At 48.7% G+C, this 13,840-nt stretch carries 12 protein-coding genes, 1 tRNA gene and 2 rRNA genes; 11 read left to right on the top strand and 4 right to left on the bottom strand.

Features of this window, described 5'->3' with window-relative positions:
- Nucleotides 1-162: 162 nt before the first annotated feature.
- The 4 genes from dusB to FEK47_RS21540 all read left to right on the top strand — a co-directional run bounded on the left by dusB (nucleotide 163) and on the right by FEK47_RS21540 (nucleotide 2,682).
- Nucleotides 163-1,128 carry a tRNA dihydrouridine synthase DusB gene (dusB, locus tag FEK47_RS21555; RefSeq protein ID WP_001219652.1) on the top strand — a complete coding sequence of 322 codons (966 nt, stop codon included), beginning with the start codon at nucleotides 163-165 and terminating at the stop codon, nucleotides 1,126-1,128.
- 25 nt (nucleotides 1,129-1,153) lie between these two features.
- Nucleotides 1,154-1,450, top strand: coding sequence for a DNA-binding transcriptional regulator Fis (gene fis, locus FEK47_RS21550; RefSeq protein WP_000462905.1), 297 nt, complete (start codon nucleotides 1,154-1,156; stop codon nucleotides 1,448-1,450).
- Between the two features lie 84 nt (nucleotides 1,451-1,534).
- Nucleotides 1,535-2,419, top strand: coding sequence for an adenine-specific DNA-methyltransferase (gene yhdJ / locus FEK47_RS21545; RefSeq protein WP_130223726.1), 885 nt, complete (start codon nucleotides 1,535-1,537; stop codon nucleotides 2,417-2,419).
- 83 nt (nucleotides 2,420-2,502) lie between these two features.
- The gene (locus tag FEK47_RS21540) at nucleotides 2,503-2,682 is read left to right on the top strand and encodes a DUF2556 family protein (RefSeq protein ID WP_010345321.1); all 180 of its coding nucleotides are present in this window, start codon (nucleotides 2,503-2,505) and stop codon (nucleotides 2,680-2,682) included.
- A gap of 2 nt (nucleotides 2,683-2,684) precedes the next feature.
- Here FEK47_RS21540 and envR read toward each other — a convergent pair whose 3' ends face one another.
- Nucleotides 2,685-3,347 carry an acrEF/envCD operon transcriptional regulator gene (gene envR, locus FEK47_RS21535; RefSeq protein ID WP_135487168.1) on the bottom strand — a complete coding sequence of 221 codons (663 nt, stop codon included), beginning with the start codon at nucleotides 3,345-3,347 and terminating at the stop codon, nucleotides 2,685-2,687.
- Nucleotides 3,348-3,742: 395 nt separating this feature from the next.
- Here envR and acrE point away from each other — a divergent pair, with 395 nt between their 5' ends.
- The 7 genes from acrE to FEK47_RS21500 all read left to right on the top strand — a co-directional run bounded on the left by acrE (nucleotide 3,743) and on the right by FEK47_RS21500 (nucleotide 13,061).
- Nucleotides 3,743-4,900, top strand: coding sequence for a multidrug efflux RND transporter periplasmic adaptor subunit AcrE (gene acrE / locus FEK47_RS21530; RefSeq protein ID WP_135487167.1), 1,158 nt, complete (start codon nucleotides 3,743-3,745; stop codon nucleotides 4,898-4,900).
- Between the two features lie 11 nt (nucleotides 4,901-4,911).
- A complete protein-coding gene (acrF, locus tag FEK47_RS21525) occupies nucleotides 4,912-8,016 on the top strand; it encodes a multidrug efflux RND transporter permease subunit AcrF (RefSeq protein WP_130204496.1) in 3,105 nt (1,034 codons plus the stop codon).
- A gap of 251 nt (nucleotides 8,017-8,267) precedes the next feature.
- Complete coding sequence (locus FEK47_RS21520) at nucleotides 8,268-8,489, top strand: membrane protein (RefSeq protein ID WP_000825639.1); 222 nt, start codon at nucleotides 8,268-8,270, stop codon at nucleotides 8,487-8,489.
- 418 nt (nucleotides 8,490-8,907) lie between these two features.
- Nucleotides 8,908-9,933 (top strand): amino acid ABC transporter substrate-binding protein, encoded by a 1,026-nt coding sequence (locus FEK47_RS21515; protein ID WP_130236995.1) that lies wholly within the window; start codon nucleotides 8,908-8,910, stop codon nucleotides 9,931-9,933.
- Nucleotides 9,934-10,000: 67 nt separating this feature from the next.
- On the top strand, nucleotides 10,001-11,182 hold the full coding sequence (locus FEK47_RS21510) for an amino acid ABC transporter permease (protein ID WP_135487166.1): 1,182 nt from the start codon (nucleotides 10,001-10,003) through the stop codon (nucleotides 11,180-11,182).
- Nucleotides 11,183-11,191: 9 nt separating this feature from the next.
- The gene (locus FEK47_RS21505; protein WP_135487198.1) at nucleotides 11,192-12,295 is read left to right on the top strand and encodes an amino acid ABC transporter permease; all 1,104 of its coding nucleotides are present in this window, start codon (nucleotides 11,192-11,194) and stop codon (nucleotides 12,293-12,295) included.
- Between the two features lie 7 nt (nucleotides 12,296-12,302).
- Complete coding sequence (locus FEK47_RS21500; protein ID WP_000078344.1) at nucleotides 12,303-13,061, top strand: amino acid ABC transporter ATP-binding protein; 759 nt, start codon at nucleotides 12,303-12,305, stop codon at nucleotides 13,059-13,061.
- Nucleotides 13,062-13,291: 230 nt separating this feature from the next.
- Here FEK47_RS21500 and rrf (FEK47_RS21490) read toward each other — a convergent pair.
- The 3 genes from rrf (FEK47_RS21490) to rrf (FEK47_RS21480) form a co-directional block, all read right to left on the bottom strand.
- A 5S ribosomal RNA gene (gene rrf / locus FEK47_RS21490) occupies nucleotides 13,292-13,407 on the bottom strand.
- Nucleotides 13,408-13,446: 39 nt separating this feature from the next.
- A tRNA-Thr gene (locus FEK47_RS21485) sits at nucleotides 13,447-13,522 on the bottom strand.
- A 153-nt stretch (nucleotides 13,523-13,675) separates the two neighbouring features.
- Nucleotides 13,676-13,791 (bottom strand): 5S ribosomal RNA (gene rrf, locus FEK47_RS21480).
- Nucleotides 13,792-13,840 lie beyond the last annotated feature (49 nt).

The raw sequence follows: 13,840 nt of genomic DNA, 5'->3' as shown, positions 1-13,840 counted from the left end.
TCTAATGTGATGATTTTTATGATTAATTATTCCGCCGAGTTCATTTTAAATGCAATTCTTTGATCCATCTCAGAGGATTGGTCAAAGTTTGGCCTTTCATCTCGTGCAAAAAATGCGTAATATACGCCGCCTTGCAGTCACAGTATGGTCATTTCTTAACTCATGCGCATCGGACAATATCAGCTCAGAAATCGCCTGATCGCAGCGCCCATGGCTGGCATTACAGACAGACCTTTTCGGACGTTGTGCTACGAGATGGGAGCCGGATTGACAGTATCCGAGATGATGTCTTCTAACCCTCAGGTTTGGGAAAGCGACAAATCTCGTTTACGGATGGTGCACATTGATGAACCCGGTATTCGCACCGTGCAAATTGCCGGTAGCGATCCGAAAGAAATGGCAGATGCAGCACGTATTAACGTGGAAAGCGGTGCCCAGATTATTGATATCAATATGGGTTGCCCGGCTAAAAAAGTGAATCGCAAGCTTGCAGGTTCAGCCCTCTTGCAGTACCCGGATGTCGTTAAATCGATCCTTACCGAGGTCGTCAATGCAGTGGACGTTCCTGTTACCCTGAAGATTCGCACCGGCTGGGCGCCGGAACACCGTAACTGCGAAGAGATTGCCCAACTGGCTGAAGACTGTGGCATTCAGGCTCTGACCATTCATGGCCGTACACGCGCCTGTTTGTTCAATGGAGAAGCTGAATACGACAGTATTCGGGCAGTTAAGCAGAAAGTTTCCATTCCGGTTATCGCGAATGGCGACATTACTGACCCGCTTAAAGCCAGAGCTGTGCTCGACTATACAGGGGCGGATGCTCTGATGATAGGCCGCGCAGCTCAGGGAAGACCCTGGATCTTTCGGGAAATCCAGCATTATCTGGACACTGGGGAGTTGCTGCCCCCGCTGCCTTTGGCAGAGGTTAAGCGCTTGCTTTGCGCGCACGTTCGGGAACTGCATGACTTTTATGGTCCGGCAAAAGGGTACCGAATTGCACGTAAACACGTTTCCTGGTATCTCCAGGAACACGCTCCAAATGACCAGTTTCGGCGCACATTCAACGCCATTGAGGATGCCAGCGAACAGCTGGAGGCGTTGGAGGCATACTTCGAAAATTTTGCGTAAACAGAAATAAAGAGCTGACAGAACTATGTTCGAACAACGCGTAAATTCTGACGTACTGACCGTTTCTACCGTTAACTCTCAGGATCAGGTAACCCAAAAACCCCTGCGTGACTCGGTTAAACAGGCACTGAAGAACTATTTTGCTCAACTGAACGGTCAGGATGTGAATGACCTCTATGAGCTGGTACTGGCTGAAGTAGAACAGCCCCTGTTGGACATGGTGATGCAATACACCCGTGGTAACCAGACCCGTGCTGCGCTGATGATGGGCATCAACCGTGGTACGCTGCGTAAAAAATTGAAAAAGTACGGCATGAACTAATTCAGGTTAGCTAATTGCTTGATTAAAAGGCGCTACTCGGCATGGGGAAGCGCCTTTTTTATAGGTGTCGCAAAGGGAGTGACCATGAGAACAGGATGTGAACCCACCAGGTTTGGCGACAATGCAAAGACCATTATCCACGGTGATGCATTAGCTGAACTTAAAAAGATACCCGCAGAAAGTGTCGATCTAATCTTTGCTGATCCGCCTTATAACATCGGTAAAAATTTCGATGGCCTGATCGAAGCGTGGAAAGAAGATCTGTTTATTAACTGGCTATTTGAAGTGATTACAGAGTGCCACCGCGTTCTGAAAAAACAGGGCAGCATGTACATCATGAACAGCACGGAAAACATGCCCTTTATTGACCTCCAGTGCCGCCAGCTTTTTACCATCAAAAGTCGCATCGTCTGGTCGTATGACAGCTCCGGCGTTCAGGCCAAAAAATATTACGGCTCCATGTATGAACCCATCCTGATGATGGTGAAAGACGCAAAGAACTACACCTTTAACAGCGATGCTATTCTGGTAGAAGCCAAAACCGGAGCACAGCGTGCATTAATCGACTATCGCAAAAATCCCCCACAACCTTACAATCATCAAAAAGTGCCAGGTAACGTCTGGGATTTTCCACGCGTACGTTATTTGATGGATGAATATGAAAACCATCCGACGCAAAAGCCTGAAGCTTTACTGAAGCGCATTATTCTCGCCTCTTCTAACCCTGGCGATGTCGTTCTCGATCCGTTTGCTGGTAGCTTCACCACCGGTGCCGTCGCCATCGCGACCGGGCGAAAATTCATTGGTATTGAGATTAACAGCGAGTACATCAAGATGGGGCTACGCCGACTGGATGTCGCGTCACATTACTCCATGGAAGAGCTGGCGAAAGTGAAAAAAAGAAAGACCGGCAACCTGTCAAAACGAAGCCGGATCAGCGAAGTTGACCCCGATCTCATTGCAAAGTAAAGGAAGTGTAAGCCTGGTTTTCAGATTATTCATTTCGTGTATATTTCCTGCCAGACTTGGTTAAACATGCACAGGCTCAGGTAATGATTCGCAAGTATTGGTGGCTCGTCGTTTTCGCTGTCTCCGTTTTTCTGTTTGATACCTTACTGATGCAGTGGATCGAACTACTGGCAACAGAAACAGACAAATGTCGCAATATGAACTCGGTTAATCCGCTAAAACTGGTTAACTGTGACGAACTGGATTTTCACAATAGAATGTAACTTTATACGATACCTAATTCATTTGTTTTATGAATTAATTTCGTTATGTTTTCATCTGGCATAAACATTCTTAATACATTATCGACTAATGCGGGTGCTTGTTTATAAAGATCGTAACCCGCTATATTCATTAACCAGTTTTGAACAATACCGCTGAAGGCACCATCAATAATAATCATTACGACGTCTAAGTCGAGGCTTTTAGCTATATCCCCCTGTTGCTGACATGCTTGTAATACTTCACGCAGAATCTGTGGATTAAAGCCCATCTTTTCACGTATTACTGCCTCGGCCAGCATTTCATCACTAAATTCACACTTGTGATATAAGATTTGCAGTAACGCCTGCTGGCGGGGAATTTCGGCAATATATTGCAAGCCAACAATCAGTTTTTCACGCAATTGCAGGAAAGGATCATGTTCTAACCCTTCCGTTAAACGTTCCTGGATTAACTCACGCAATGAAGGCTGTTGCAGCCACATCTCATTAAACAGTTGAGCCTTGTTTTCGAAATGCCAGTAGATTGCGCCACGCGTGACGCTGGCGGCGTCAGCGATGTCATTGAGCGTCGTCTTGCTTACGCCATACTGCGCAAACTGGGCGATAGCGGTTTCAATCAGTTCTTGCCTGGTCTTCAGGGCTTCAGCTTTGGTTCTTTTTGCCATGATTAATCATTCAAGGAATAAATATATTCAACATAAGGGAAACAGCGAGAAGTAATGTATCACCTAATGTTTATTTATACGAGAAGCTAAATCCCATCTGCTACCAATCGTCAAATAAGTCAAATCTATTGTTTACCGATAATATATTTAATTAATAAATGTATATTTCACTTTGCGTTAAAATGCTTCCATTCTTTTCAACTCACATCAAATGAGAACATTAGAATATTAATCTATTTTTGTGTTTACGTGCCTTGAATAGCGACTATTCATAACTATTCCTTACATCGCCGGACGATAATTTGTAGGATAGCGAACTGTATTTTTATTTCTGCGAGTTAACGCGTTGCCTTTTTCTGGCTAATAACGCGCTTTTGGTTTTTTGAGGAATAGTAATGACGAAACATGCCAGGTTTTTCCTCCTGCCCTCCTTTATCATGATCTCCGCAGCGTTAATTGCGGGTTGTAACGATAAGGGAGAAGAGAAAGCTCACGTCGGTGAACCGCAGGTTACCGTTCATGTTGTGAATACTGCCCCGTTAGAAGTTAAAACTGAATTACCAGGCCGTACTAATGCTTTCCGTATTGCCGAGGTTCGCCCGCAGGTTAGCGGGATAGTGCTGAATCGTAATTTCACTGAAGGCAGCGATGTGCAAGCTGGCCAGTCCCTGTACCAGATCGATCCGGCCACTTATCAGGCAAGTTATGACAGCGCGAAAGGCGAACTGGCGAAAAGCGAAGCTGCCGCGTCCATCGCGCATTTGACGGTAAAACGTTATGTTCCGCTTGTGGGTACGAAATACATCAGCCAGCAGGAGTACGATCAGGCGATTGCTGATGCTCGTCAGGCCGATGCTACCGTCATAGCCGCAAAAGCCACGGTCGAAAGCGCCCGCATCAATCTCGCTTATACCAAAGTGACTGCGCCAATTAGCGGGCGTATCGGCAAATCTTCGGTGACCGAAGGTGCTCTCGTCACTAACGGGCAAACGACCGAACTGGCGACTGTCCAGCAACTCGATCCTATCTATGTCGATGTGACCCAATCCAGCAACGACTTCATGAGACTGAAGCAGTCCGTAGAGCAAGGTAGTTTGCATAAGGATAACGCCGCCAGCAACGTAGAGCTGGTCATGGAAAACGGTCAAACCTATCCCCTGAAAGGCACACTGCAATTCTCTGATGTAACCGTTGATGAAAGCACCGGCTCCATTACCCTGCGCGCGGTTTTCCCTAACCCGCAACACACGCTTCTGCCTGGTATGTTTGTGCGCGCACGGATTGATGAAGGTGTACAACCTGACGCCATACTTATCCCGCAACAGGGAGTTAGCCGCACGCCGCGTGGTGACGCTACCGTGCTGATTGTTAATGATAAAAGCCAGGTTGAGGCGCGTCCTGTTGTCGCCAGCCAGGCCATTGGCGATAAATGGCTGATTAGCGAAGGACTAAAAGCGGGTGATCAGGTCATTGTCAGCGGCCTGCAAAAAGCACGCCCGGGAGAGCAGGTTAAAGCCACTACCGATACCCCCGCAGATACTGCGTCGAAGTAAGGCAATCTGATATGGCAAACTTTTTTATTCGACGACCAATATTTGCATGGGTGCTGGCCATTATTCTGATGATGGCGGGCGTACTGGCGATCCTACAATTGCCCGTCGCCCAGTATCCAACCATTGCCCCACCTGCTGTTTCTGTGTCGGCAAACTATCCGGGCGCTGATGCGCAAACCGTGCAGGATACGGTGACACAGGTTATCGAACAGAATATGAACGGCATCGATAATCTGATGTATATGTCCTCCACCAGCGATTCAGCCGGTAGCGTGACAATTACTCTCACCTTCCAGTCCGGGACCGATCCAGACATCGCGCAAGTGCAGGTACAAAACAAACTTCAACTCGCCACACCGCTGCTGCCGCAGGAAGTCCAGCAACAGGGGATAAGTGTCGAGAAATCAAGTAGCAGCTTTTTGATGGTGGCTGGTTTTGTTTCTGATAACCCAAGTACCACGCAAGACGATATTTCCGACTACATCGCCTCTAACGTCAAAGATACCATTAGCCGTCTGAACGGCGTTGGCGACGTGCAACTGTTCGGTGCTCAGTACGCTATGCGTATCTGGCTCGATGCCGATCTGCTGAACAAATATAAACTCACATCGGTTGATGTCATTAACCAGTTGAAAGTACAGAACGACCAGATTGCGGCCGGTCAGTTAGGCGGCACGCCGGCATTACCGGGACAGCAGTTAAACGCGTCGATTATTGCCCAGACACGGTTAAAAGATCCGGAAGAGTTCGGCAAAGTCACCCTGCGCGTGAATAGCGACGGTTCGGTCGTGCGGCTGAAAGATGTCGCACGGATTGAACTCGGTGGTGAAAACTATAACGTTATCGCCCGTATCAACGGCAAACCCGCGGCTGGCCTCGGCATTAAACTGGCAACGGGAGCTAACGCACTTGATACCGCAAAAGCCATCAAGGCCAAACTGGCAGAATTGCAGCCGTTCTTCCCACAGGGAATGAAGGTTCTTTACCCTTATGACACCACGCCTTTCGTCCAGCTTTCTATCCAGGAAGTGGTGAAAACGCTGTTCGAAGCCATTATCCTGGTATTCCTGGTGATGTATCTGTTCTTGCAGAACATGCGGGCAACATTGATACCCACCATTGCTGTACCTGTCGTGTTGTTAGGGACGTTTGCCATACTCGCCGCTTTTGGTTACTCCATCAATACGCTAACGATGTTCGGGATGGTACTTGCCATCGGGCTTCTTGTTGATGATGCGATAGTCGTTGTGGAGAACGTCGAGCGCGTAATGATGGAGGATAAACTTCCCCCCAGAGAAGCGACGGAAAAATCGATGTCGCAAATCCAGGGCGCGCTGGTAGGTATCGCGATGGTACTGTCGGCAGTATTTATTCCGATGGCATTCTTCGGTGGCTCAACAGGGGCAATTTATCGACAGTTCTCTATCACTATTGTTTCAGCAATGGCGCTTTCAGTACTGGTTGCGCTGATTCTCACCCCCGCGTTATGTGCAACATTGCTGAAACCAGTCTCTGCTGAGCATCACGAAAATAAGGGGGGGTTCTTCGGCTGGTTTAACACCACTTTCGATCATAGCGTTAATCACTACACCAATAGCGTTGGCAAAATCCTCGGTTCCACAGGGCGATATTTACTGATCTATGCGTTGATTGTCGCCGGAATGGTAGTGCTGTTTTTACGCCTCCCTTCTTCTTTCTTGCCGGAAGAAGATCAGGGTGTCTTCCTGACCATGATCCAACTGCCCGCTGGCGCGACGCAAGAGCGGACACAAAAAGTACTGGATGAAGTGACGGATTACTATCTGAAGAACGAGAAGGCGAACGTTGAAAGTGTCTTTACAGTCAATGGATTTAGCTTCAGCGGTCAGGCGCAAAACGCCGGGATGGCCTTTGTCAGCCTTAAACCGTGGGAAGAGCGCAGTGGCGAAGAAAATAGCGCGGAAGCGGTAATCCAACGTGCCAAAATGGAACTGAGTAAAATCCGCGACGGTTTTGTCATTCCATTCAATATGCCAGCCATTGTTGAACTGGGTACGGCAACAGGTTTCGACTTTGAGTTAATCGATCAGGCGGGTCTTGGTCACGATGCCTTAACCCATGCCCGCAACCAGTTGCTTGGTATGGCGGCGCAACATCCTGAAAGCTTAGTCAGTGTGCGCCCCAATGGACTGGAAGATACTGCGCAGTTCAAACTTGAAGTTGACCAGGAAAAAGCACAGGCATTAGGCGTTTCGCTTTCTGACATTAATCAGACCATTTCTACGGCGTTAGGCGGGACGTATGTCAACGACTTCATCGACCGTGGCCGCGTGAAAAAAGTATATGTTCAGGCGGATGCCAAATTCCGTATGCTGCCAGAAGATGTCGATAAACTTTATGTCCGCAGCGCTAACGGCGAAATGGTGCCATTCTCCACCTTTACCACTTCACATTGGGTATATGGTTCTCCGCGTCTGGAACGCTACAACGGTCTACCCTCCATGGAGATTCAGGGGGAAGCTGCGCCAGGCACCAGTTCCGGCGATGCGATGTCTCTAATGGAAAGCCTCGCCTCACAACTACCTAACGGAATCGGTTATGACTGGACGGGGATGTCGTATCAGGAACGCTTGTCAGGCAATCAGGCCCCTGCTCTGGTAGCCATTTCATTCGTGGTCGTTTTCCTGTGCCTTGCGGCGCTCTATGAAAGCTGGTCAATTCCTGTCTCGGTTATGTTGGTCGTGCCGTTAGGGATTGTCGGCGTGCTGCTGGCGGCGACACTCTTTAATCAGAAAAATGACGTTTATTTTATGGTGGGCTTGTTAACGACAATTGGCTTATCGGCTAAAAACGCTATTTTGATTGTTGAGTTCGCCAAAGACCTGATGGAAAAAGAGGGGAAAGGTGTCATTGAAGCAACGCTGATGGCCGTACGTATGCGTCTTCGTCCTATTCTGATGACATCACTCGCCTTTATTCTCGGCGTATTGCCGCTGGCTATCAGTAATGGTGCGGGAAGCGGCGCGCAGAACGCGGTAGGGATTGGAGTCATGGGTGGCATGATTTCCGCAACATTGCTGGCAATCTTCTTTGTCCCTGTGTTCTTTGTGGTGATCCGCCGTTGCTTTAAAGGGTAAAATTAAAACACAAAGGCGTCTTCGGACGCCTTTTTAATTTGCGGTTAAAACTATAAAAATTAATGAGTTAATGATTCATTAGCTTTTAAATTGAGTGCATTCATTCTTTCTCCCTTCATTATTTTTACAATTCACATAATTTGTCATTATTCATCTCACAAGAATTATAACTCCCGGTGATAAAATGGAATTCAGCACGTTAATAAGAAAGTTAGCTTATTAAGCGGTAGCGTTATTACTGAGGTAACACCATGAAAAGATTAATTCCTGTCGCATTGCTCACCGCATTGCTGGCGGGCTGCGCTCACGATTCACCCTGCGTTCCGGTTTATGACGATCAGGGCCGTCTGGTTCACACCAATACCTGTATGAAAGGTACGACTCAGGATAACTGGGAAACGGCTGGGGCTATTGCTGGCGGGGCAGCGGCTGTTGCTGGCCTGACGATGGGGATCATCGCTCTGTCGAAATAACTGAACAGGGCGCGGAGTTCCGCGCTCTGTTTAACGGTACAGAATCTCACCGTAAGATAAAATACAACTATATTCTGCTAGCTTATTCCCTTTTAATTTAGCATTTTATTTCGAACCATCGAAATAACACATCCATTAGTTTTTCCCCCTCATTTAAAACACATGCTCACGCTAACAATCATTATCCTGCTTAGTAAAATGCGAATAAATATTTTGCGCTAAAATGTGGCGTATGTTTCATTTTCGCACCATTGCGGGGCGATGTTTTTATTATTTCCTGTCTACACTCAGCTTATTGCGACGCGGAATCGTGCGCAAAAGCTGGCACTACTTTTGCTTATAAAAGGATGGCCACAGACAGGTAAAAGACGTTTCCCAAACGTCCTATAACGATAATTTTCGCCTCACAGGAAGCATTATGAAAAAGATGATGATAGCCACACTGGCTGCCGCCAGCGTGCTGCTTGCCGTTGCAAATCAGGCGCATGCTGGCGCGACACTTGATGCCGTAAAGAATAAAGGGTTTGTTCAATGTGGGATCAGTGACGGATTACCTGGGTTCTCTTATGCCGATGCAGACGGTAAGTTTTCAGGTATTGATGTAGATGTTTGTCGTGGTGTTGCCGCTGCTGTATTTGGCGACGACACGAAAGTGAAATATACCCCGCTCACAGCAAAAGAACGCTTCACCGCTTTACAGTCAGGGGAAGTGGATTTGCTTTCCCGTAATACGACCTGGACTTCATCCCGCGACGCAGGAATGGGAATGGCATTTACTGGCGTCACTTATTACGACGGCATTGGCTTTCTGACGCACGATAAAGCGGGATTAAAAAGCGCGAAAGAACTGGATGGCGCAACAGTCTGTATTCAGGCGGGGACTGATACCGAACTCAACGTCGCCGATTACTTCAAGGCAAACAATATGAAGTACACGCCAGTAACCTTCGATCGCTCAGACGAATCAGCGAAGGCTCTGGAATCTGGCCGCTGCGATACGCTGGCCTCGGATCAGTCGCAACTGTATGCCCTGCGGATCAAATTAAGTAATCCTGCCGAATGGATTGTCCTGCCAGAAGTTATCTCTAAAGAACCGCTTGGTCCGGTCGTCCGTCGTGGCGATGATGAATGGTTCTCTATTGTGCGCTGGACGCTTTTCGCCATGCTGAATGCTGAAGAGATGGGCGTTAACTCGCAAAACGTTGATGAAAAAGCGGCTAATCCAGCTACGCCTGATATGGCGCATCTGCTGGGTAAAGAGGGCGATTACGGCAAGGATCTGAAGCTGGATAATAAATGGGCTTACAACATCATCAAACAGGTGGGTAACTACTCGGAAATTTTTGAGCGTAATGTCGGCTCTGAAAGCCCGCTGAAAATTAAACGTGGGCAAAATAATCTCTGGAATAACGGCGGTATTCAGTACGCGCCGCCCGTGCGTTAAGTCGGTGTGAGGTAACGGGCGTCGCTACGGCGGCGCTCTCTTCAGCGTTATGGTTTCCGAGGTTTATATGCCCCATCGCCGCTCAACCGTTAAAGGCTCATTCTCCTTTAGCAACCCTACGGTTCGCGCCTGGTTATTCCAGATCCTCGCCGTTGTTGCCGTCGTCGGCATTGTTGGTTGGTTATTTCACAACACCGTGACGAATCTAAACAATCGCGGCATTACATCAGGATTTGCCTTTCTGGATCGCGGCGCAGGCTTCGGGATCGTCCAGCATTTGATCGATTACCAGCAGGGCGATACCTACGGACGCGTTTTTATTGTCGGCTTACTCAATACGCTACTGGTTTCAGCATTGTGTATCGTATTCGCATCTGTCCTGGGCTTCTTTATCGGTCTGGCGCGACTTTCGGACAACTGGCTGCTACGAAAGCTTTCCACAATTTATATTGAGATCTTCCGTAATATTCCCCCGCTGCTGCAAATCTTCTTCTGGTACTTTGCCGTGTTGCGCAATTTGCCCGGACCGCGACAGGCAGTGAGTGCGTTTGATCTCGCCTTTTTGAGCAATCGTGGGCTCTATATTCCGTCGCCGCAGCTGGGAGATGGATTTATTGCGTTTATCCTGACTGTTGTTATTGCTATGGCCATTTCTGTTGGACTATTCCGTTTTAATAAAACGCACCAGATAAAGACCGGACAACTGCGCCGCACCTGGCCTTGCGCCGTTGTGTTGCTCACTGGTTTACCTTTACTGGCGCAATGGCTTTTTGGTGCGGCACTGCACTGGGATGTCCCAGCCCTTCGAGGCTTTAATTTCCGCGGCGGGATGGTTTTAATTCCTGAACTGGCAGCCTTAACGCTAGCACTTTCGGTTTATACCTCTGCATTTATCGCCGAGATTATCCGCGCCGGGATCCAGGCAGTGCCTTATGGTCAACATGAAGCGGCTCGATCACTGGGATTACCCAACCCGGTTACGCTACGCCAGGTCATTATTCCCCAGGCATTGCGGGTGATTATTCCACCGTTAACCAGCCAGTATCTCAACATCGTCAAGAACTCCTCTCTTGCCGCCGCTATTGGCTATCCCGATATGGTTTCGCTGTTTGCTGGCACCGTGCTGAACCAAACGGGGCAAGCCATCGAGACGATAGCCATGACGATGTCGGTCTATCTGATTATCAGCCTGACTATCTCGCTGCTGATGAATATCTATAACCGCCGTATCGCGATCGTTGAACGCTAAGGAGTCATGATGACAAAAGTATTGCTGTCTCATCCCCCGCGCCCGGCGAGCCATAACTCAAGCCGCGCTATGGTGTGGGTGCGAAAAAATCTGTTCTCCAGCTGGAGCAATAGCCTGCTGACTATTGGCTGCATATGGTTGATGTGGGAACTGATCCCACCGTTGCTGAACTGGGCATTTTTGCAGGCTAACTGGGTTGGCTCAACGCGTACCGACTGCACAAAAGCCGGTGCCTGTTGGGTCTTCATCCACGAACGATTTGGTCAGTTTATGTATGGGCTTTACCCACACGACCAACGCTGGCGAATTAACCTGGCATTACTGATTGGCCTTGTGTCTATCGCACCAATGTTCTGGAAAATACTCCCGCATCGCGGTCGCTATATTGCGGTCTGGGCGGTTATCTACCCACTGATTGTCTGGTGGCTGATGTATGGCGGTTTTTTTGGTCTTGAGCGGGTTGAAACCCGGCAATGGGGCGGGCTGACGCTAACTTTAATTATTGCATCAGTTGGGATTGCGGGGGCGCTACCGTGGGGGATCTTACTGGCGTTAGGTCGCCGCTCCCATATGCCGATTGTGCGTATCTTATCGGTCGTTTTTATCGAGTTCTGGCGCGGCGTACCGCTGATTACCGTACTGTTTATGTCTTCAGTCATGCTGCCGCTCTTTATGGCGGAAGGCACCAGCATCGACAAACTGATTCGTGCGTTGGTCGGCGTGATCCTGTTTCAGTCAGCATACGTTGCGGAAGTTGTGCGAGGCGGATTACAGGCGCTGCCCAAAGGGCAATACGAAGCGGCAGAGTCGCTGGCGTTGGGTTACTGGAAAACTCAAGGGCTGGTTATTCTGCCCCAGGCACTGAAGCTGGTGATTCCAGGACTGGTAAATACCATTATCGCGCTATTCAAAGACACAAGTCTGGTGATCATCATCGGGTTGTTCGATCTTTTCAGTAGCGTTCAGCAGGCAACCGTTGACCCCGCCTGGCTGGGTATGTCCACAGAAGGGTATGTTTTCGCCGCACTGATCTACTGGATCTTCTGTTTCAGCATGTCGCGCTATAGCCAACATCTGGAAAAACGTTTTAACACCGGGCGTACACCGCATTGAGGACACTATGAGCCAAATTTTACTGCAACCTGCTAACGCGATGATTACGCTGGAAAACGTCAATAAATGGTATGGACAATTCCATGTTTTGAAAAATATAAATTTAACCGTGCAACCGGGCGAACGGATCGTTCTGTGTGGCCCTTCAGGTTCCGGTAAATCGACAACCATTCGTTGTATTAATCATCTGGAAGAACATCAACAGGGACGGATCGTGGTAGATGGCATAGAACTTAATGAAGATATCCGCAATATTGAGCGCGTCAGGCAGGAAGTGGGAATGGTCTTTCAGCATTTCAATCTCTTCCCTCATCTGACCGTTCTACAGAACTGTACCCTGGCACCGATTTGGGTACGCAAGATGCCAAAGAAAGAGGCTGAAGCTCTGGCGATGCATTACCTTGAGCGGGTGAGAATTGCCGAACATGCCCAGAAGTTTCCCGGACAGATTTCTGGTGGTCAGCAGCAACGCGTTGCCATAGCACGGTCACTCTGTATGAAACCAAAGATCATGCTGTTTGATGAACCTACGTCGGCGCTCGATCCGGAGATGGTAAAAGAAGTGCTGGATACGATGATTGGGCTGGCGCAGTCGGGTATGACAATGTTGTGCGTAACACATGAAATGGGATTTGCGCGAACTGTCGCTGATCGAGTGATTTTTATGGATCGCGGAGAAATCGTGGAGCAAGCTGCACCGGATGAATTTTTTGCGCATCCTAAATCGGAGCGTACGAGGGCATTTTTATCGCAGGTTATCCATTAATTGAATGTTAGTTCGAAAAGCAAAAAGGCCATCCTTTCGGATGGCCTTTCGCTTGATTTGATGTCTGGCAGTTTATGGCGGGCGTCCTGCCCGCCCCCCTCCGGGCCGTTGCTTCGCAACGTTCAAATCCGCTCCCGGCGGATTTGTCCTACTCGGGAGAGTGTTCACCGACAAACAACAGATAAAACAAAAGGCCCAGTCTTCCGACTGAGCCTTTTGTTTTATTTGATGTCTGGCAGTTCCCTACTCTCGCATGGGGAGACCCCACACTACCATCGGCGCTACGGCGTTTCACTTCTGAGTTCGGCATGGGGTCAGGTGGGACCACCGCGCTACGGCCGCCAGACAAATTCTTTTCTAATCTGCCGAACTTTAACCTAAAAAGTGGTGCTGATACCCAGAGTCGAACTGGGGACCTCACCCTTACCAAGGGTGCGCTCTACCAACTGAGCCATATCAGCACGCTAAATTTGATGCCTGGCAGTTTATGAATCACTTCGTGATTCACCCTTCGGGCCGTTGCTTCACAACGTTCAAAAGCTTTCGCTTTTGTCCTACTCTCTTATCGAGTAGTGAACTGCCTCAAAGGTCAGTGCCATTCTTCGTAATTTGATGCCTGGCAGTTCCCTACTCTCGCATGGGGAGACCCCACACTACCATCGGCGCTACGGCGTTTCACTTCTGAGTTCGGCATGGGGTCAGGTGGGACCACCGCGCTACGGGCGCCAGCCAAATTGTTTTTATTAACCCGCTTGTCGCCGGTTAATTTAAGATTTATC

It is taken from the genome of Escherichia sp. E3659 (genome assembly GCF_005781135.1).
Taxonomy (GTDB): Bacteria; Pseudomonadota; Gammaproteobacteria; order Enterobacterales; family Enterobacteriaceae; genus Escherichia.
The sequence above is the reverse complement of the archived record's forward strand: the minus strand, read 5'-3'. Positions and strand labels throughout refer to the sequence as shown.

Excerpts from the sequence above, each read along its gene's own strand:
- acrE (WP_135487167.1), top strand. The coding sequence starts at position 3,743 with ATGACGAAACATGCCAGGTTTTTCCTCCTGCCCTCCTTTATCATGATC.
- fis (WP_000462905.1), top strand. The coding sequence starts at position 1,154 with ATGTTCGAACAACGCGTAAATTCTGACGTACTGACCGTTTCTACCGTT.
- FEK47_RS21515 (WP_130236995.1), top strand. The coding sequence starts at position 8,908 with ATGAAAAAGATGATGATAGCCACACTGGCTGCCGCCAGCGTGCTGCTT.
- acrF (WP_130204496.1), top strand. The coding sequence starts at position 4,912 with ATGGCAAACTTTTTTATTCGACGACCAATATTTGCATGGGTGCTGGCC.
- FEK47_RS21540 (WP_010345321.1), top strand. The coding sequence starts at position 2,503 with ATGATTCGCAAGTATTGGTGGCTCGTCGTTTTCGCTGTCTCCGTTTTT.
- FEK47_RS21520 (WP_000825639.1), top strand. The coding sequence starts at position 8,268 with ATGAAAAGATTAATTCCTGTCGCATTGCTCACCGCATTGCTGGCGGGC.
- FEK47_RS21505 (WP_135487198.1), top strand. The coding sequence starts at position 11,192 with ATGACAAAAGTATTGCTGTCTCATCCCCCGCGCCCGGCGAGCCATAAC.
- yhdJ (WP_130223726.1), top strand. The coding sequence starts at position 1,535 with ATGAGAACAGGATGTGAACCCACCAGGTTTGGCGACAATGCAAAGACC.
- FEK47_RS21500 (WP_000078344.1), top strand. The coding sequence starts at position 12,303 with ATGAGCCAAATTTTACTGCAACCTGCTAACGCGATGATTACGCTGGAA.
- dusB (WP_001219652.1), top strand. The coding sequence starts at position 163 with ATGCGCATCGGACAATATCAGCTCAGAAATCGCCTGATCGCAGCGCCC.
- envR (WP_135487168.1), bottom strand. The coding sequence starts at position 3,347 with ATGGCAAAAAGAACCAAAGCTGAAGCCCTGAAGACCAGGCAAGAACTG.
- FEK47_RS21510 (WP_135487166.1), top strand. The coding sequence starts at position 10,001 with ATGCCCCATCGCCGCTCAACCGTTAAAGGCTCATTCTCCTTTAGCAAC.